Genomic DNA, 16,476 nt, shown 5'->3' with positions numbered 1-16,476 from the left:
AAATATAATGCTGATCAAAAGCGCGCGATGGCCTCGACGCCCCAGGTAGGACGTTCGCCGTAGTAGAGCGGGATGAACCCGAAATCGCGCAAGTCAGTCGCGTCCATCAGAAACTTCTCGCCGAAAACGTTCTTGGCCCATGCGGCCAGCTCCCATCCGCCGTCCTGCGCGGCCAGCTTTGCACGCAGATTGACGAGGCCGTGGCCATCACCGCTGGACACCTGCTCGTCCTCGCCGTTGTTGAAGTACCGCTTGCCGGTGTAGTTGTACTCGGCGCGCAGACCCGCCTCGAGATCCGAGGAAATCGGAAACGTGTAGGCCGCGAACGATGACATCGTGAACTTCGGTGCATTGGGCAGGCGATTGCCCGAAAAGTCACGAGGTTGGCCGGTCACCGGATCGATCGCGCCCGAAGTGTAGTTCTTGTATGTCGCGTCCAGCAAGCCGAAGTTGAGACCCAGCGAAAGCGGTTCGACCGGCTCGGCAAGGATCTCGACTTCCAGCCCTTTCACCGTCGCATCGGCCGCGTTGTCGAGGCCCAGTGTCGGCACGCCATTGCCCTGCTGGTTCACGCTTAGCACCTGCAGGTCGGTATAGTCGTAGTAGAACGCGCTGGCATTGAACCGCACGCGGCGGTCGAACAGGGTCGATTTTACTCCGATTTCATAAGACGTCAGGTACTCGGGTTCGACCTTGGTGCGTTCGGCCACGCTGGTGATGATGCCGATGTTGAACGTGCCCGACTTGAACCCCTTGGTGACCGAGGCATAGGCCATCACGTCATCGGTGACGTCGTAGTCCGCAGCCAGTCGCCACGAGAACGCCTTGAACGTGTCCGAAAGCTCGGCATAGGGCACAAGATCAATCTCAGGCCCATTGGGTACATCGTCATCGAAGTACCCCGGAACCAGAAACGCACGGTGGGTGGCGTCGACCTCATCCCACGTGTAACGCCCGCCGACGGTCAGCCCCAGCCGGTCCGTCACTTCGTAGCTTGCCTGCCCAAAGATCGCGTAGCTCTTGTTGTCGCGGCTTGCCACGGTGATCAGCGGGATCCCGCCTTGTTCGAACGTCAGTTCCCCAACAAGATCAGCATCGGCCTGGCTTTCCAGCTTCTCGTCGAAATAGAAAAGGCCGACGATCGCATCGAGCCGGTCGGCTGAATATGCGAGTTGCAGTTCTTGGCTAAACTGTTCGGTCTGCGTTGCGAACTTGATCTCGTCGATCGAAACGGGGCTGCCATCGACGTCAACGCGGTTGTCGACTTCGGTATCATCATATCCGGTGATGGACTTGAGCGTCAGTCCGCCGCCCAGCCCGATCGTAACGTTGAGCGAGGCCCAGGCGTTGTCGGAATAGTTGCGGCTGTCGGCATTGAAGTTCAGCACCGACCAGTCGTCGGGCGCCGGATCGGAATAGCCGAAGATGTTCGCGCCGCCCGCCGTGCCCAGCGGCTTGGGATGGAAGTAGTCTGACCTGTCGCGACCCGTGCCGCCCGAAAGGCGGATATCGAGATCGGAATGCGGATTGTAGCGAAGGATCGCCCTCACCGCCGCTTCGTCCACGTCGATCGCCCTGTCGCCGGTGAACAGGTTCACGCGTTCGCCATCGCGGCGGCGCACGATGCCCGATGCGCGCATCGAAAGCCCTTCGTCCAGCGGCATGGTCACTGCGCCTTCAGCCTCGAACAGGTCGAACCGGCCATAGCCCGCCCGCGCATAGCCTTCCAAATAGTCGTCCGGCAGGCGCGAGATGTAGTGGATCGCGCCGCCCGTCGTGTTCTTGCCGAACAGCGTTCCCTGCGGCCCGCGCAGCACCTCGATCCGGTCCACGTCGAATAGCGCGAACATCTGGCTGCCGGTCGCTGCTACGACGACATCGTCACGATAGATCGAGATCGGCCCGACGGACGAGGAATTAAAATCGTTGTTGCCAACGCCGCGGATGAAGATGTTCGGAACGCCGCCGAAAGTCTTGATCTCGAGGTTCGGGACATTATCGCCAATGGCCAAACTGTTGGTCAGTCCCGCCTCTGCAATCTGGTCACCGCCGAGTGCAGAGACTGCAATCGGCACGTCCTGAAGACTCTGCTCGCGGCGCTGCGCCGTTACGACGATTTCTGCGATGCCGCCCTGCTGTGCCTGGGCATCATCGTCTTGCGCGAAAGCAGGTGTTGTCAACGCACTGGCGCACATCAAGGCTACGGCTGCTTTCAGCGTCGCGCTGCCGGTCTGTTTCATCATTCTCTCCCCTGCGAACGCGGCCGTTATAGTCGGCCTGCGCGGCTTGTTGGCAGGTTGGGTCTAGAACTCCGGCCGGGACATTGCTTGACCGCCAGCGACCAAAGCAATGCATTTGCGTGAACCGGGCAAAATGCCCCCAAACTCCACGCTTTTGTACAGGAGTGAACGGGTTTCGAGACCAGAGAGAACCCTCACCTCATGCCGCTGGCGCACGTGTTTTTCATCCCCTACAGTCAGACTGGGAGAAAACACGATGCAGGAACAGCAAGCCGAGACGTGGACAACACGCGGGCTGCCGGGGAGGCAGCAATTCCGCAATTTTCAGGAAGTCTTCGAAAGAACGCATTTCCACTGGGACCTGAAGGGCGATTGTGCCGACAAGTATCACGGTTCCATCGTACGGCGGCATTTCGACGATTACGTCTTCACGCATATAGAGGCCGACCCGCTGGCCGGACGCCGCACGGCGGACGATATAAAGCGCGGCGACCAGCCCTATTTCTGCCTGCTCTATCTGGAAGCAGGGCAAAGCCACCTTGCCCAGGGCGCGAACGAGTGCGACCTGACGCCCGGTTCAATCGCGTTGTGGGACAGCACGCGCCCCGCGTTTTTCGATGCGAAATCGACGCTCCACCAGTTCTCGCTGCTGATTCCCCACCGCACGGCCAAGCTGGCCCTGCCGGGGATCGAGGACTTGTGCGGCATGCAGGTTCGCGGCGATCGCGGCATGGGTGCACTGCTGATGTCGCACCTGAAGCAACTGCATTCGACGATCGACAGCATCGATGCGCGCGACAGACCCGCCGTGCTTCGCGCGACGGTGGAGATGGCAGCCGCGACGTTCCGCCCGACGACAGAAGCACTGTCGGGCACCGCCTTCCGCCGCTCGCTGTTGGCCCGTGTGCAGGAATACGTGATTGCAAACCTATCCGATCCGGGCCTCGGTCCGCAGACGATCGCTTCGGCCTTCCGCTTCAGCCCGCGATATCTGCACCGATTGTTCGCCGAGTTCGACATGACCGTTTGCGAATGGATCCGACAGCGCAGGCTTGCGCGCGCGCGTATCGACATGGAGACGCGTGGGCTCGACGTCTTGTCGATCACACAGATCGCCATGAAGAACGGCTTTTCAGACAGCTCGCACTTCTCGCGAAGTTTCCGGGCAGAGTTCGGATCCAGCCCCCGCGACTGGCGCGAGGCTTCGAAAGCGCAAGGCTGACATACAGGGCAGTTCGCCCATCGTCATGTTTTAAGGCCCGCGCCGACAAGCATGAAAGCCGCCGATCAAGCAAAAACCCATGATGCAGATTCCGCAAGACAGCGGAACGTTTCGTGGAAAGGGCGCGGCAATGGCTGCAAGGCTGGCGGGAAAGACCGCTTTCATAACTGGGGCGGCACAAGGCATAGGTCAGGCGATTGCCGCCCACTTCGAAAGCGAAGGTGCCGAGGTTTGGCGCGGCGATCTCCAGTCAATGGACGGCGAACACGCCCTGCACCTCAACGTGTCGGACGAGGCATCGTGGGCAAAAGCGATCGCTGAGATAGAAGCCGGGTCGGGCAAGCTGGACATCCTCGTCAACAATGCCGGTATCGAGTGGGAAAAGCCATTGCAGGACATTCCGCTGGCCGACTGGCGCAAGGTCATGTCGGTGAACGTCGACGGCATCTTCCTAGGCTGCCGCACGGCGAAGCCCCTGATGGAGCGCCGCGCCGAGGGGCGGGCCTCGGTCATCAACATATCGTCTGTCGCAGGCATCGTCGGGTTTCCCGATCAGGTCGCCTACAACACGTCGAAAGGCGCAGTGCGGCACCTGACAAAGAGTCTGGCGGTCGAATGGGCGGCACACGCCACACCGATCCGCTGCAATTCGATCCATCCGGGCTGCATCAATACGCCAATGCTTGTCGCAGCCGGCGAAAAATGGGTCGCCGCAGGCCTGATCGAGGGCGACAGCCTGATGGAAGCGATGGGCGCGATGTGTCCGCTGAACGACGTCGGCGACCCGTCCGACATCGCTTGGGGCGCGGTCTATCTCGCCAGCGACGAGGCAAAGTTCGTCACCGGCCTCGAACTCGTTATCGACGGGGGGTTCATTGCGCGATGAGCATCACCAATCAGCCGCACCGACTCTGGATGTATGAGAACATGGTGAAATCGCGCGCATTCGAGGACGCGATCAAGCCCGCCTATTTCGAAGGAAAAACGCCGCGCTTCAACATGGCCAAGGGGCCGATCCCGGGCGAAATGCATTTGTCCGACGGGCAGGAGCCTTGCGCGGTTGGCGTCTGCGCCCACTTGCGCGCAGGCGATACGGTGACGGCCACCCACCGCCCGCACCACGCCGCGATTGCCAAGGGTGTCGATCTTGATCGCATGGCGGCAGAGATCTTCGGGCGCGAAACCGGGCTGTCGGGCGGACGCGGCGGTCATATGCACTTGTTCGACGCATCGGTGAACTTCGCCTGTTCGGGTATCATTGCTCAGGGCATGGGGCCGGCATTGGGCGCGGCGATGGCCGCGAAGCTGCGCGGTAGTGATGCGGTGGCAGTTGCCTACATCGGCGAAGGCGCGGCCAATCAGGGCGCGTTCCACGAGGTCATGAACCTCGCATCCGTCTGGCGCGCACCGCTAATCGTCGTGATCGAGGACAACGGTTATGGCGTGTCGGTGTCAAAAGCATCATGTACTGCTTTGTCCCGCAATGCCGACCGCGCCGCCGCCTATGCCATGCCCGGCATACACGTTGCGGGTAACGATCCCGACGCAATCTACGAGGTCGCAGGCGATGCCATTGCTCGTGCACGCCGCGGCGAAGGGCCCAGCCTGATCGAGATCGAGACCAGCCGCCTCGAAGGGCACTTCATGGGAGACCAGGAGGGCTATCGCCCAGACGGTGAGAAGGACCGGCTGAAAGCCATCGACCCGATCCCCCGATACCGTGAACGCCTGCTTGCCGACGGGCTTGATGCTGCCGAACTGGCTGCCTGCGAAAATCGCGCACAGCAGGCAGTCGATGCCGCATTCGCCTTTGCGCGCGGTTCGGCCCTGCCCGATCCGGCCAGCGCATTCACCAGCGTTTTCGCCGAAAGGACCCCGGGATGAACACCGCCACTGCCATCCGCAAGCAGACGATCGCCAAGACCATGTCCGAAGCGCTTGCCAGCGAAATGGAGCGCGATCCCAGCGTCGTCGTACTAGGCGAGGATATCGGAAAGCTCGGCGGCGTGTTCGGCAACACCGGCGGTCTTCTCGAACGGTTCGGCACCGACCGCGTGTTCGACACCCCGATTTCCGAAACCGGTTTCATCGGCGCAGCGGTCGGCATGGCAGGGGCCGGCATGCGCCCGGTCGTCGAACTGATGTTCGTCGATTTCTTTGGCGTGTGCATGGACGCGATCTACAACCTCGCCGCGAAACAGGCCTACTTTTCGGGCGGACAGGTTTCGTGCCCGATGGTGCTGATGACATCGGTCGGCGGGGGCTATGGCGATGCGGGACAGCATTCGCAGTGCCTTTACGCCACGTTCGGGCACTTGCCGGGCATGAAGGTCGTCATCCCGTCCAATGCACACGATGCGAAGGGATTGATGCTGGCCGCGATCCGCGACGCAAATCCGGTCGTCTTCATGTTTCACAAGGCGCTTCAAGGCATGGGCTGGCTAGGCACCGTTGCCGGGTCAATCACCGATGTACCCGAGAGCGACTATGAAGTGCCGATTGGCAAGGCTGGCGTAGTGCGTGAAGGGACCGACATCACGCTCGTTGGCCTTGGAATCACCGTACACCACTGCCTCGCCGCCGCAGATGCCCTGTCGCGTGAAGACGGTGTCGAAGCGGAAGTCATCGACATCAGGACGATCGCGCCGCTGGACCGCGAAACGATCCTTGCCTCGGTCCGCAAGACCGGGCGCGTGGCCGTGGTTGACGACGATTACCTGTCCTGCGGCCTTGCCGGAGAAGTCATCGCCTCCATCGCCGAGGCAGGCATCCCCTTGGCCTCGCCGCCGCAGCGGGTATCGCATCCCGACATTCCCATCCCTTTCTCGCCAGCATTGGAGCATGCCGTCTTGCCGAACGCCGAAATGACCCTTGCCGCCGCTCGCCAGTCGGTCGGAGAACGCTCATGACCGCGATCGTCGTACCCGCCGACTTGTGGGATGACGGCTCGTCTGCGGTTCTAGGCACCTGGTTGTTTTCCGATGGAGAGCAGGTGCGCGAAGGCACGGTCGTCGCCGAAGTCATGCGCGACAAGGCCAGCTACGAGATCGCCGCACCCGCATCAGGTACGCTACGGACACACGTAGCCGAGGACGACGAGATCGCGCTGGGATCTGCGATCGGCACGATCGAGTAAGCAACGTGGACGCGAAGGACCGGACCCGGTGCAATGCGCTGTTCCAAGCCCTTGGCGCGGAACTGCTCGGCATCGCCCCTGATGCGATCATTCACGAAGCCCCCGCCGACCCGCAGGCTGCTGTCGATGAGGACATCGCGATGGCGCAACTGTCATTAGGCGAAAGCGTCGCCACAAATCGGGTAAGGCTTTGGCGAAACACGCGATGTCTCGTCGTGCCGCGCCGTCATGCGCACAGCTCCGCGATCGGACAGGCGTCTGCGCTTGCAGGAATGCCGGTAGTCTTCAGAAAGTCCGGCGGACGCTGTGTCGCGCATGGACCGCACGTCGCGAACCTGACGCTTGTCCTGACCGGCGACCATGTTGCGTCTGGTGAGCCTTACAGGCCGCTACTCGACCTACTGGACCGACTTCTCGCTTCGATGAGAATTGACGGAGAAGCTCGCAGCGTTCCAGGCGCTCATTGCGACGGGCGGCACAATTTCGCGGTCGGTGGGCGAAAGCTGGCTGGCACGGCCGCATTTGTCATGCGGCGTGGCAAGCGACAGGTGGTTCTCGCCCACGCCTCGATATCGCTGCATTTCATCCCCAACGATCTCGCCGCAATCATGCAGGTCGAACGCGCTCTCGGTTTCGAACCGGACTACAGCGCACTAAGCCATGTCGGACTGAGCGAACTGGTGCGCACCCCTTCCTTCGCTGACATCGGAACCGACAGGGAGTCCTGCCTTGCCTGACATTCCGACCGCCATTGCCGATCGTCTTGCTCATATCGTCTCGCTGTACGACGGCGATGACCTATCACTGCATGAACTGCTGATCGCGTCGCACGATCCGCACGATGTCGCCTTTCGCTTTATCAGGGGCAAGGATATCACCTACGCCCGATTGGATAGGTTATCGTCCGCGATCGCGGGCGGGTTGGCAGCGCGAGGGGTCGGTCACGGCGACTGCGTGGCCGTGCTGATGGGCAAGAGCCCGGAACTGGTCGCCACGCTGGTCGCGGCCTGGCGTTTGGGCGCCGTGGTCATGCCGATTTTCACGGCCTTCAGCACGCCTGCAGTCACGCACCGGTTGCAAGGTGGCAAGGCGAAAGCCGTGATCGCCGATGCCGGTCAGGTTGAAAAGCTTGACCCAGCGATCATCGCAGAACTTAGCCTTTCGCGGAGCGTTTTCGTAAATGGCAGTGATGGTGGGTTCTCCAGCCTTGCCTCAATCATCGGTGATCGTTCGCCTGCGCCAGTTCCTGCCCGCCTTCCTGCTTCCGCGCCGATGATCCGCATCTTCACATCGGGTACGACCGGCAAGCCGAAAGGCGTCGATCTGCCGCTGCGCGCGCTGGCCAGCATTCGCGCCTATGCCGAGTTCGGGCTCTTCATCGAACCGGACGATACATACTGGTGCGCGGCCGATCCGGGCTGGGCCTATGGCCTCTACTACGCAATAGTCGCCCCGCTCCTGCTGGGTCAGCGCTCCATCCTGCTACCTGGTAGTTTCGATCCGCAGCGCACGCTGTCTGTCCTTGCTGAAGAAGGCGTAACCAACTTCGCGGCCGCGCCAACTATCTACCGTGCTTTACGAACCTGCGAGCCATCCGGCGTGCTGCAAGTGAAAAAGGCATCCAGCGCCGGAGAACCTCTTGGCGCGGACCTTGATGCATGGGCGCTGGAAACGTTCGGAACGCGCATCCACGACCACTATGGCCAGACCGAGGCTGGGATGATGGTCAACAACCATCACCACCCTTTGTTGCGCAATGAAGCGAAAGCCGGGTCGATGGGGCGGACCATGCCGGGATGGCAGGCCATAATCCTAAATGAGCAGTGCGAGCCTACTCCTTCGGGAGAAACCGGCAAGCTGGCAATGAGCCTCGACCATAGCCCCTTGGCTTGGTTTGCAGGCTACCTCGACGCACTCAATGCCACCCAAGAAAAATTCTCGCCATGTGGGCGATTTTACCTCACCGGCGATGCGGCCCGCATGGAGGCGGACGGCCTCATCACTTTCTATGCCCGCGACGACGACATTGTGCTGATGGCGGGTTATCGCATCGGCCCGCAGGAAGTCGAAAGCGTGTTAAACGACCACCCGAAAGTCGCCGCCTCTGCCGCTTTTGGCGTTCCGGACGAAGTCATGGGGGAACGTCTCGAGGCCTGCGTCGTCCTCACGGATACCTCGGACACGCCCTCGACCGTGGAATTGCAGCAGTGGGTTAAGGACCGGTTCGCCCGCCACGCCTATCCGCGTTCGATCCATTTCATTGCCGAAATGCCCCTAACCCCTAGCGGCAAGATCAAGCGTTTCGCGTTGCGAGAGCGTTTCGGCGCCACCTGACCGAGCAGCGTCACTCGGCCAAACTGCCGCTTTATTTGCGCAACTACGGCAAGGATTAATCGCACCTGCAAGTGACTTTGAACCGGACCATGTGCGCGGCGGTGAAAAGCCCATTCCGTTTTGCTAGATCTGACGGCGTGATTTTTTAGTTCGCAAGAGCTTGAGCATCGGCATCACGCTGCACCTACTTTTCCTTGCGGCGCGCTTCTGTATCTAGTCTCGAGCGTTCGACCTTCGTGCATCTCCGATGCAATTCGATAGGCAGGATTCAACGCCGCTGGCTAGCGTTGGGAGGTGTCTACCAGCATTGCATCTCGTAAGATCACGAGATTGCTGTCTGTTTTTACGTGGCTTTTGCCAAAAGCGGAAAGACAGCAATCGGCCCAGATTTGGTCAGTCGGCTACGCGCCCTAGGTTCGGTCGTTTGAGCTCGCTCAATTCGGTCTTGAAAGCGGGCGTTTGTGTGGAATGCGTCCGACTGCAAACTGCACCCAATTCTCGGCCGTCCGCTCGCATCAGCACTGTCGTTCGCATCGCGCCCCAATACGTCAAAATTCGTCGCTAATGAATTGGCCATTGCTTGAGAGCCAAGAACTGGTCTGGGTGCGGTTTTATAGTGGCAGGTCAACGGCTCTTGAAGTTGAGGTCAGCTTAAGAGCCGCCTATCATTGGTGAATGACAGACGAAATCCTCAACTTTGTTGAAAGTCGGGTCGAGGGCGCATGAGACCAAGACCGCTTCACTCACTTTTAGCACACTAGTTCGCCGCTTATCTGGGCTTCGCTAGCGCGCTCTCCAGACTTGTTCAAATGACAAGCTTCGCAGTCTTCGGTGTTTGCTGTTATCGTTAAATCAGGCGAATAAAACCCTAAGCAAGACATTTGTTTCTAATTGAAATTCTGACGTCTGCTTCAGCGCTATGACGCACCTAATTCGCGAGCAGTTTTCGCGCCGTATTCCTCGACGATGTATTCGCGGAACTCGGCGATTTGGTCGAGATCGTAGTGATGATGGCGGCTGGGATCGGCGCGGATGCCGTCCAGATAGTCGAGCAGCGTTTCGGCCCTGCCGTCGATCATCTCGATGGCGTTGACATTGACCTGCCAGGTGTCGCTGTCGTCGAGCAGGAATTCGTAGAAGATCTGGTTTTCCATGCGCAGGTCGACCACGCGCTTCATGAAGTGCTGCGGAACGCGCGCGTATGGCTTTTTCGAGCATTTGTTCCGACAGATCAGCTTTTCGCTGTTTGCGTTCCAGAAAGCTATGACCTGATCGCGATAGTCCGGTGTGCTACGCGTGATACCGAAGTGATCGAGAAAAACATCTTCCACCTTCTCGCCCGCCTCATTGTAGCCGAAATACGCATCCGCGACCACGCAGAGTTCGCGCGATAGGTTCTCCCAATTCGTCTCGTCAGCAATTTGGGCCAACCGCGCATCTTGTGCCGCAGCGGGAACAGGCACCAGGGCCAGCGCCACAGTTGCGACCAGTGCTGTCATCGCCTGCTTCATCGCGCTTCCCTCCATTCGTCCTCGAGAGTCCCGGCCCGTCAGACCGAAAGATAGGCCTCTTTCAGATTGGCCGGGGCCTGCCCCGAAACCGTGACGCGGTGGTCTGCAAAGGGCTGCCCCCACGCGAAATCCACCATCGTGCGGCCATCGGCCATGACCCAGATACGGTCGATGGCAAGCCCCTGCTTCCATTCGTAGAGCGACGTCGTCTCGTCCCCGCCCCATTCGAACAGCCACTTCGCAAACAGCCCTTCACCCGCCATGTCACAGGCGATGTCGCGCACGAGATCGGGCACGTCCTGCATTTTCCGGAAATGACCTGCCGCCGCATCGACCTTGACGCGGGTGATCTGCTCGTCATGAATGATGAGGTTGATCGTCCGCTCCTCGAACGGAGCTTGCGCGACGTAGCAGTTTGGGCGGCTGGAATCGCGCTGCAATTCGCCGATGCCCTCCAATTCAATCGTATCGGGGAGACTACCCAAGAGCCGCGCCACCATCCTGATAAGCCAATACAACACTCGGACAAGTATCGGGATTGCCGCGGAGAAGTCTATACGGTTCTGTCGAAGAGGTCAGAGACCGCCGGATCAAGCTGACAAAGTCAGACGGCACGACAACATGCACTACTTCCTCTTGCATTATGACATGGGCAAAATTGTCGGCAACCGGGTCTACCTGAAGAAAACCGCGAAAATGCCCGCAGGCGTCGTCTGGACCACCGTTGTTCGCAGGTACTAATCAGCAACCTTCGATGATTACCGAACCGGCTGGCGACGGCGAGTCGGGCGCCGGGCACCAATCAGGTCGGACCCAGTTGGAATTAGGATCCGATTTCGCTATCTCGAATGGAGTTGCAGGCTCTACAAAATTAGAATTTGCGGGCAGTTCCGAGGCGGGGTCGATCCAGATGCCTTCTACCGACATATCGATGTTTCGGCTTGACGAGGCACGTTCTCTCGCCCGCTCCGCGAGGTAGCGCGATCCAGCTACTGAATTTCGCCACCGTTCGTGGATCGCTTCAGGGCTGTTGTACCGCGCCGCTGCTTCGCGACGAGCCCTGTCGGCGCGATAGTCGTTGTAGACGTTGTTCGCGCGCGAGTTACTGCGCGAGGCGTTCGACAAACTGTTTCCTCGTGACGGGTCGTAAACGAGTCCGGGCCGCGCCACTTGTGCGGTCTCAGGGACAGGGGAAGGACGGCGCGTGTTGTTCGCGGTATAGCGTGAAGAACTCCTGCTGCTTGCCGAACGCCGGGCGGCGGCGGCATGGTTGAGTTCCACTTGTTGGACGCGATTTGCATCTCTGAGCGCAATAGACGTAGGCGTGAGATAGGGAAACGAATACTCCCAACCATTGCCCCGCACCACCAGCGTCACGCCGGATCCGCCCCTAGAGATGAGCGAGAGGTCATAGGTGTTAGCGACATCTAACGCGATGTTCGAGGTATCGCCGCTCGTATTACGATAGTGCATTCGCACCTTGAGACCGTTCAGCGCGCGTTGGAGGTGAGGCGAGAACCGAAGCGTGTCGCCTGAACTGGCATCGCGAGGAAGGCCCTCGCTGTCGACTAGGGTCGTTTGCACGAGATGCCGGATGCGCGCCTCAGGAAGTTCGGTGCTTCCGCTCCACATATCGTCCTTGCCTGTCGGAACGACCCGGGTATGCGTGCGGAACAGCCCATCGTCTTGGGCCAACAAAGCGACTGGTGTTGCCGACGTGGCAATGGCAATGGCAAGTGCTAGTTGACGCCGCATGTGCTGCCCCCAGTAATCACAGCGCAATTAAGAATGAATAGTGTAACGGAACTAATCAAAGTGTGCAAGTTTGCCCCCGGTAGGCCTTGATCTCTAAACTAAGTTTCGCCAGTCTACAGAGAATGTGGATGGGGTACGTAAAACGCCTTCTGGCGGCAACTATCGCGATATTCGGCATTTGGTGCCAGCCAGCTGCTGCGCAGGAAAACCGAGCGCGCGAACTGTTTTTCGCAAGCGAAGCCGCGCTAAACGATGGCGAATATGCCGAGGCCCTTCGCCTTGCCGAACAATCGCGGCAATCACTGGGGCGCGACACCGCGCTTATCGGCATCATGCGCGCGTATTCTCTGTTCAAAATGAAAGAGTACGTGCGCGCCGGTCTTGCGTTGGAGAAGGCGCGCAGTCTCCCCTCGAGCGAGGCATTATGGAAACAGATGGACGGCCTTTCCGTCAGCATAAACGCCGCGATCTTCGAACAGGCACGCAGCCATGCAGCCAGTGAGGATTACGTCGCAGCGGCTCTGGATTATCGCTGGGCATGTCGCTTCGGTAACAGAAACGCGTGCGGCAACCTTGGAGTGTTTTACGTCTCGGGCCGCGGCGTGAACGAAGACAAGGCGCTCGGTTTCCGTCTGACTGAGACTGCCTGTGCATCGGGTCGGGGCGATCCCCAATATTGCCTAAACCTCGGCGTCTTCTTCACTGATGGCACAGGAACTGCCGTTGACGTGCTGCGCGGGACTGAATTCAATCGGATTGCCTGCCGCGGTGGTAAAGGATGGGCGTGCAGCAACCTGACGTATACTATGGTTGAGCACAGCCTCGGTACGATGAAAGAACGTAGGGAGGCTACGGAAATGGCTGCGCAGCAATGCGCCGCGGGTGAGACCTATGCCTGCCGCGGAGCCGCTTATGCAGTAGGAAAGGGTTTGGGCGTTCCGATCGATCATGGGCGGGTAAAGGAGTTCTATGCTCGCGCCTGCAAGCTGGGCGATCGAGATAGCTGTCCCTACGGTCGGTAACGAACTCGTCGCGCGGCGAAGCGACCTTTATATCTAGGCGTCAGCTGAATGGCTGTTTGCTTTGTTGTCGCGCTGAAAGCGGCCAGTCCGCAAGCGGCCCAGAAGCCGCTCACGCAGCCTTTGCGAACTTCTCGACCTTGATCTCGCCTTCATGTTCGCGGGCCTGGGCAAGCTCGTAGGAAGTCTGCATCCGTAGCAGTGTATCGGCCTTGACGCCGAAGGCCTTCTCGAACCGGATCGCCATATCCGCTGAAAGGCTGGCATTGCCATTGAGCAATGTACTCAGCGCCTGCCGCGAGACACCAAAGTGTTCAGCAAGGGCAGTGACGCTGACCCCGGCAGGTTCCACGATCTCGCTCTTCAGCCAGTCACCCACATTGACGGCAAGCGAGGGGTGCATCTTAAGTGCCATGATAATCCTCCAGATCCATATCGATCAGTGCGCCTTCTTCATTCATACCGAATGTCATGCGCCAATTGCGTGTTACGGTCATCGACCAGGTGCCCTTGCGGTCTCCAGTCAGTTCATGCAGCCCGAAATTCGGCGGAGCCGATAGTTCGTCCAGGCTTTCGGCCGCATCGATGAAGGCGAGCATCTTTCGTAGTCGGTTCACATCGCCGACCAGGCCCTTGGCATTGCCGGTTTCGAAGAAACGCCGCAGGCCTTTGTGCCTGATACTCTCGATTTCCATGCAACCTGGATAGTCTCAAGCCCGCAAAATGTCAAGTGTCGCGCGACACATTGCGGGTGGGTTTTTCATTTGGCGGGCGTCTGATCTGCCTCGGCCAATTACGGCCATGGAGAATGACAATGGGATACTCACGATATGACCCGGCCATGCAGCGCCGAGCTGCCTTGGAACGCAGGCAAAAATGTAGGCACAAAGCGTCCGCTAACACAGAAGCAGATTTGGTCGATCCGCTTCCACCTCGATCGCGAAGGTCGACTGCGCGACAAAGCCCTGTTCGATCTCGCCATCGACAGCAAGCTTCGCGGCTGCGATCTGGTCAAGATCAAGATCGGTGACGTCGTTGCGGGGGCCGACATCCGTACCCGCGCAATCGTCATTCAGCAGAAAACCAATCGTCCGGTCCAATTCGAGCTGACCGCTGATGTTCGTGCGACACTCCTCTCTCGACTACGCAACCCCGGCGGCATTCGCCGCCGAACTGGATAAGCAATGGCCTGCTTCGCTACGCCCTACGGGCTCCACTACACAGCCCATTGCTTCAACCGCGCTCATGCGCAAAACAACCGCCAGGCTCTAATCCCAGCTGGAGGAAAGCTCGGGGTCACGTCACCCGTCCGCAATCGGGATCGCAACCCGAACAGCAGCGTCTACCATTTCATCGCCGAAACCAGACCGTCTCCTTACGGCCCAGTTTCAGTCGGCAATGCGTCCCAAACTCAGTCGTTCGCCTTCTCTCGCCAAACTCCCGAAAAGGGGACATCGAACTGATCATCGCTGCGCGGCAGCAATTGCGGTCACTCCGGAAAAGCTTCCTTCTGTATCGCAATCCGGGATAGCGGACATTTTCGCTAACGTTCTGGCCAATCAGCTAGGCGCCATAATTCCGAACGCTTGGACAGATACGGGCATCGATGATCGCTTCGGCAATGCCTGCGTTTGGACTGCAAGCTTCAAACTTGGAGTGCTCTACATTTAGAAAATGTAGCGAGGAGCAATCTTCTGACCATCGGGGACGTACACCGTGAAAGAATGTAAAGAGCGGCGTCGAAAGCTCACGCTGAGCACTGGCCCTCCCCCGGAAAAGTGGTCCATTTTGAGAGTTAGGATTTTGGCTATTTTAAGCTTGGAAGGAGCTTTGAATGGCACGGAAGAGATACACGCCGGAACAGATCATCGGGATGCTGCGCGAAGCCGAAGTTCGGCTTTCGCAAGGGGAGAAGATCGGCTCGATCGCCCGATTACTGGGGATATCCGAACAGAGCTATTACCGCTGGCGGCGTGAATATGGCGGGCTGAAAACCAGCCAGGCGAAGCGGCTCAAGGATCCGGAGAAGGAGAACCAGCGGTTGCGCAAGGCGGTGTCCGACCTGACGCTCGACGCCTTGATCCTGAAGGAGGTTGTCGAGGGAAAATACTGAGCCCTTCGCGACGCAGGCTGGCCATCGACCATGTGCAGGAAGTCATTGGCGTATCCCAACGCCGTGCCTGCCGGGTGGTTGGCCAGCATCGTTCGCCCCAGAGGAAGCCGGCCAAGCCACGTGCCGATGAGAAGCCGCTGACAGCAGCGATCATCAATCTGGCTGAGCAGTACGGCCGATACGGCTACCGACGGATCACGGCCCTTCTGCGCAATGACGGCTGGGTCGTGAATGCCAAACGGGTCGAACGCATCTGGCGTCGCGAGGGGCTCAAGGTGCCGCAGAAACAGCCAAAGTGGGGACGACTGTGGTTCAATGACGGATCGTGCGTGCGGCTACGTCCGCAATATCGTGGCCATGTCTGGAGCTATGACTTCGTGGCTGACCGCACCCATGACGGAAAGGCCTTCCGCATGCTCACGGTGATCGACGAGCACAGTCGGGAATGCCTCGCGATCCATGTCCAGCGCAAGCTCAGGAGCGACGATGTGCTGGCCGTCCTGACGGACTTGTTCCAGCGTCATGGTCCACCCGATCATATCAGATCGGACAATGGCGCGGAGTTTACCGCCAATGCCGTCCGCGACTGGCTGGGCAGGATCGGCGTGAAGACGCTCTACATCGAGCCCGGATCGCCATGGGAGAACGGCTACAACGAGTCCTTCAACGGCAAGCTCAGGGACGAGCTGTTGAACGGGGAGATCTTCTACACGCTGAGGGAGGCAACCATCCTCATCGAACGCTGGCGACAGCATTACAACACGCTGCGTCCGCACAGCTCGCTCGGCTACCAGCCGCCAGCCCCAGAAACGATCTTGCCTCGTCCTGCCGGCCTGACCTACGCTGCGCTCCGGTCAGTCCATCAGGACGACCATGTTCGTCGGAACTCTAACTTATCCGGTGGACCACCCTGATGGGGCAGGCCAGTCGTCTGAGCCGATGCTGTTATCTATACCATCGTGCCCCTGATTGCTCTCATGCATTCCTGGTGGGACGGCTCGCTGTCCCGACCCTCGTCATGTTCTCAGCGATGCCTGCAGTAATGGTCTGCCCGTGGTTCAAATATTTTTGGTTCTGCTTGGCGCTGACGATGAACTCGAAGTCTACAAGGATTGCGACATTGGTGCTTCGTAGCGGCAGAATCTC

Annotated in this window: 16 protein-coding genes and 1 pseudogene; 11 read left to right on the top strand and 6 right to left on the bottom strand. The window is 59.5% G+C overall.

Translation table 11 applies throughout. The annotated features are described in order from the left end of the window. Window positions 1-14: 14 nt before the first annotated feature. The gene (locus KIH45_RS00245) at window positions 15-2,243 is read right to left on the bottom strand and encodes a TonB-dependent receptor (RefSeq protein WP_213174018.1); all 2,229 of its coding nucleotides are present in this window, start codon (window positions 2,241-2,243) and stop codon (window positions 15-17) included. Window positions 2,244-2,496: 253 nt separating this feature from the next. Here KIH45_RS00245 and KIH45_RS00240 point away from each other — a divergent pair, with 253 nt between their 5' ends. The 7 genes from KIH45_RS00240 to KIH45_RS00210 all read left to right on the top strand — a co-directional run bounded on the left by KIH45_RS00240 (window position 2,497) and on the right by KIH45_RS00210 (window position 8,932). After that, a complete protein-coding gene (locus KIH45_RS00240) occupies window positions 2,497-3,462 on the top strand; it encodes a helix-turn-helix domain-containing protein (RefSeq protein ID WP_213174017.1) in 966 nt (321 codons plus the stop codon). 130 nt (window positions 3,463-3,592) lie between these two features. Then, window positions 3,593-4,348: an SDR family NAD(P)-dependent oxidoreductase gene (locus tag KIH45_RS00235; protein ID WP_213174016.1), complete on the top strand. Its 756-nt coding sequence runs from the start codon at window positions 3,593-3,595 to the stop codon at window positions 4,346-4,348. Beyond that, window positions 4,345-5,346, top strand: a complete 1,002-nt coding sequence (locus KIH45_RS00230) for a thiamine pyrophosphate-dependent dehydrogenase E1 component subunit alpha (RefSeq protein WP_213174015.1) — start codon at window positions 4,345-4,347, stop codon at window positions 5,344-5,346. The genes KIH45_RS00235 and KIH45_RS00230 overlap by 4 nt, the downstream gene beginning before the upstream one ends. Further along, complete coding sequence (locus KIH45_RS00225) at window positions 5,343-6,371, top strand: alpha-ketoacid dehydrogenase subunit beta (RefSeq protein WP_213174014.1); 1,029 nt, start codon at window positions 5,343-5,345, stop codon at window positions 6,369-6,371. Before KIH45_RS00230 ends, KIH45_RS00225 begins: the two co-directional genes overlap by 4 nt. Further along, window positions 6,368-6,598: a lipoyl domain-containing protein gene (locus KIH45_RS00220; protein ID WP_213174013.1), complete on the top strand. Its 231-nt coding sequence runs from the start codon at window positions 6,368-6,370 to the stop codon at window positions 6,596-6,598. Before KIH45_RS00225 ends, KIH45_RS00220 begins: the two co-directional genes overlap by 4 nt. A 5-nt stretch (window positions 6,599-6,603) precedes the next feature. Beyond that, window positions 6,604-7,335, top strand: coding sequence for a lipoyl protein ligase domain-containing protein (locus KIH45_RS00215; protein ID WP_213174012.1), 732 nt, complete (start codon window positions 6,604-6,606; stop codon window positions 7,333-7,335). Beyond that, window positions 7,328-8,932, top strand: a complete 1,605-nt coding sequence (locus tag KIH45_RS00210) for an AMP-binding protein (RefSeq protein ID WP_213174011.1) — start codon at window positions 7,328-7,330, stop codon at window positions 8,930-8,932. The genes KIH45_RS00215 and KIH45_RS00210 overlap by 8 nt, the downstream gene beginning before the upstream one ends. A 917-nt stretch (window positions 8,933-9,849) precedes the next feature. Here the strand turns inward: KIH45_RS00210 and KIH45_RS00205 are convergent. From KIH45_RS00205 to KIH45_RS00195, 3 genes are all read right to left on the bottom strand, one after another. After that, the gene (locus KIH45_RS00205) at window positions 9,850-10,443 is read right to left on the bottom strand and encodes a hypothetical protein (RefSeq protein WP_213174010.1); all 594 of its coding nucleotides are present in this window, start codon (window positions 10,441-10,443) and stop codon (window positions 9,850-9,852) included. A gap of 38 nt (window positions 10,444-10,481) precedes the next feature. After that, complete coding sequence (locus KIH45_RS00200) at window positions 10,482-10,928, bottom strand: hypothetical protein (protein ID WP_213174009.1); 447 nt, start codon at window positions 10,926-10,928, stop codon at window positions 10,482-10,484. A gap of 256 nt (window positions 10,929-11,184) precedes the next feature. Next, window positions 11,185-12,138, bottom strand: a complete 954-nt coding sequence (locus KIH45_RS00195; RefSeq protein WP_213174008.1) for a hypothetical protein — start codon at window positions 12,136-12,138, stop codon at window positions 11,185-11,187. A gap of 182 nt (window positions 12,139-12,320) precedes the next feature. Here KIH45_RS00195 and KIH45_RS00190 point away from each other — a divergent pair, with 182 nt between their 5' ends. Further along, the gene (locus KIH45_RS00190; protein ID WP_213174007.1) at window positions 12,321-13,220 is read left to right on the top strand and encodes a tetratricopeptide repeat protein; all 900 of its coding nucleotides are present in this window, start codon (window positions 12,321-12,323) and stop codon (window positions 13,218-13,220) included. Window positions 13,221-13,329: 109 nt separating this feature from the next. Here the strand turns inward: KIH45_RS00190 and KIH45_RS00185 are convergent, their stop codons facing one another. Beyond that, window positions 13,330-13,632 (bottom strand): HigA family addiction module antitoxin, encoded by a 303-nt coding sequence (locus tag KIH45_RS00185; protein ID WP_213174006.1) that lies wholly within the window; start codon window positions 13,630-13,632, stop codon window positions 13,330-13,332. After that, window positions 13,622-13,912, bottom strand: coding sequence for a type II toxin-antitoxin system RelE/ParE family toxin (locus tag KIH45_RS00180; RefSeq protein WP_213174005.1), 291 nt, complete (start codon window positions 13,910-13,912; stop codon window positions 13,622-13,624). The genes KIH45_RS00185 and KIH45_RS00180 overlap by 11 nt, the downstream gene beginning before the upstream one ends. 135 nt (window positions 13,913-14,047) lie before the next feature. Here KIH45_RS00180 and KIH45_RS00175 point away from each other — a divergent pair, with 135 nt between their 5' ends. The 3 genes and pseudogenes from KIH45_RS00175 (at window position 14,048) to KIH45_RS00165 (ending at window position 16,244) form a co-directional block, all read left to right on the top strand. Then, window positions 14,048-14,398, top strand: coding sequence for a site-specific integrase (locus KIH45_RS00175; protein ID WP_213174004.1), 351 nt, complete (start codon window positions 14,048-14,050; stop codon window positions 14,396-14,398). Beyond that, window positions 14,346-14,489: pseudogene (locus tag KIH45_RS00170) on the top strand (IS3 family transposase); the annotation flags it as partial. The gene KIH45_RS00175 and the pseudogene KIH45_RS00170, both read left to right, overlap by 53 nt. Window positions 14,490-15,051: 562 nt before the next feature. Further along, window positions 15,052-16,244, top strand: a protein-coding gene (locus KIH45_RS00165; RefSeq protein ID WP_213174003.1) for an IS3 family transposase whose coding sequence is annotated in 2 segments (ribosomal slippage) — window positions 15,052-15,310 and window positions 15,310-16,244 — 1,194 coding nt in all. Because the reading frame shifts where the segments join, the coding sequence is not laid out codon by codon here. Window positions 16,245-16,476: the final 232 nt, after the last annotated feature.

The organism is Croceicoccus gelatinilyticus (assembly GCF_018398395.1).
GTDB classification, from domain to species: domain Bacteria; phylum Pseudomonadota; class Alphaproteobacteria; order Sphingomonadales; family Sphingomonadaceae; genus Croceicoccus; species Croceicoccus gelatinilyticus.
The sequence above is the reverse complement of the archived record's forward strand: the minus strand, read 5'-3'. Positions and strand labels throughout refer to the sequence as shown.

Coding starts and splice junctions, on each gene's coding strand:
- KIH45_RS00245 (WP_213174018.1), bottom strand. CDS start 2,243: ATGATGAAACAGACCGGCAGCGCGACGCTGAAAGCAGCCGTAGCCTTG.
- KIH45_RS00240 (WP_213174017.1), top strand. CDS start 2,497: ATGCAGGAACAGCAAGCCGAGACGTGGACAACACGCGGGCTGCCGGGG.
- KIH45_RS00235 (WP_213174016.1), top strand. CDS start 3,593: ATGGCTGCAAGGCTGGCGGGAAAGACCGCTTTCATAACTGGGGCGGCA.
- KIH45_RS00230 (WP_213174015.1), top strand. CDS start 4,345: ATGAGCATCACCAATCAGCCGCACCGACTCTGGATGTATGAGAACATG.
- KIH45_RS00225 (WP_213174014.1), top strand. CDS start 5,343: ATGAACACCGCCACTGCCATCCGCAAGCAGACGATCGCCAAGACCATG.
- KIH45_RS00220 (WP_213174013.1), top strand. CDS start 6,368: ATGACCGCGATCGTCGTACCCGCCGACTTGTGGGATGACGGCTCGTCT.
- KIH45_RS00205 (WP_213174010.1), bottom strand. CDS start 10,443: ATGAAGCAGGCGATGACAGCACTGGTCGCAACTGTGGCGCTGGCCCTG.
- KIH45_RS00190 (WP_213174007.1), top strand. CDS start 12,321: ATGTGGATGGGGTACGTAAAACGCCTTCTGGCGGCAACTATCGCGATA.
- KIH45_RS00185 (WP_213174006.1), bottom strand. CDS start 13,632: ATGGCACTTAAGATGCACCCCTCGCTTGCCGTCAATGTGGGTGACTGG.
- KIH45_RS00180 (WP_213174005.1), bottom strand. CDS start 13,912: ATGGAAATCGAGAGTATCAGGCACAAAGGCCTGCGGCGTTTCTTCGAA.
- KIH45_RS00175 (WP_213174004.1), top strand. CDS start 14,048: ATGACCCGGCCATGCAGCGCCGAGCTGCCTTGGAACGCAGGCAAAAAT.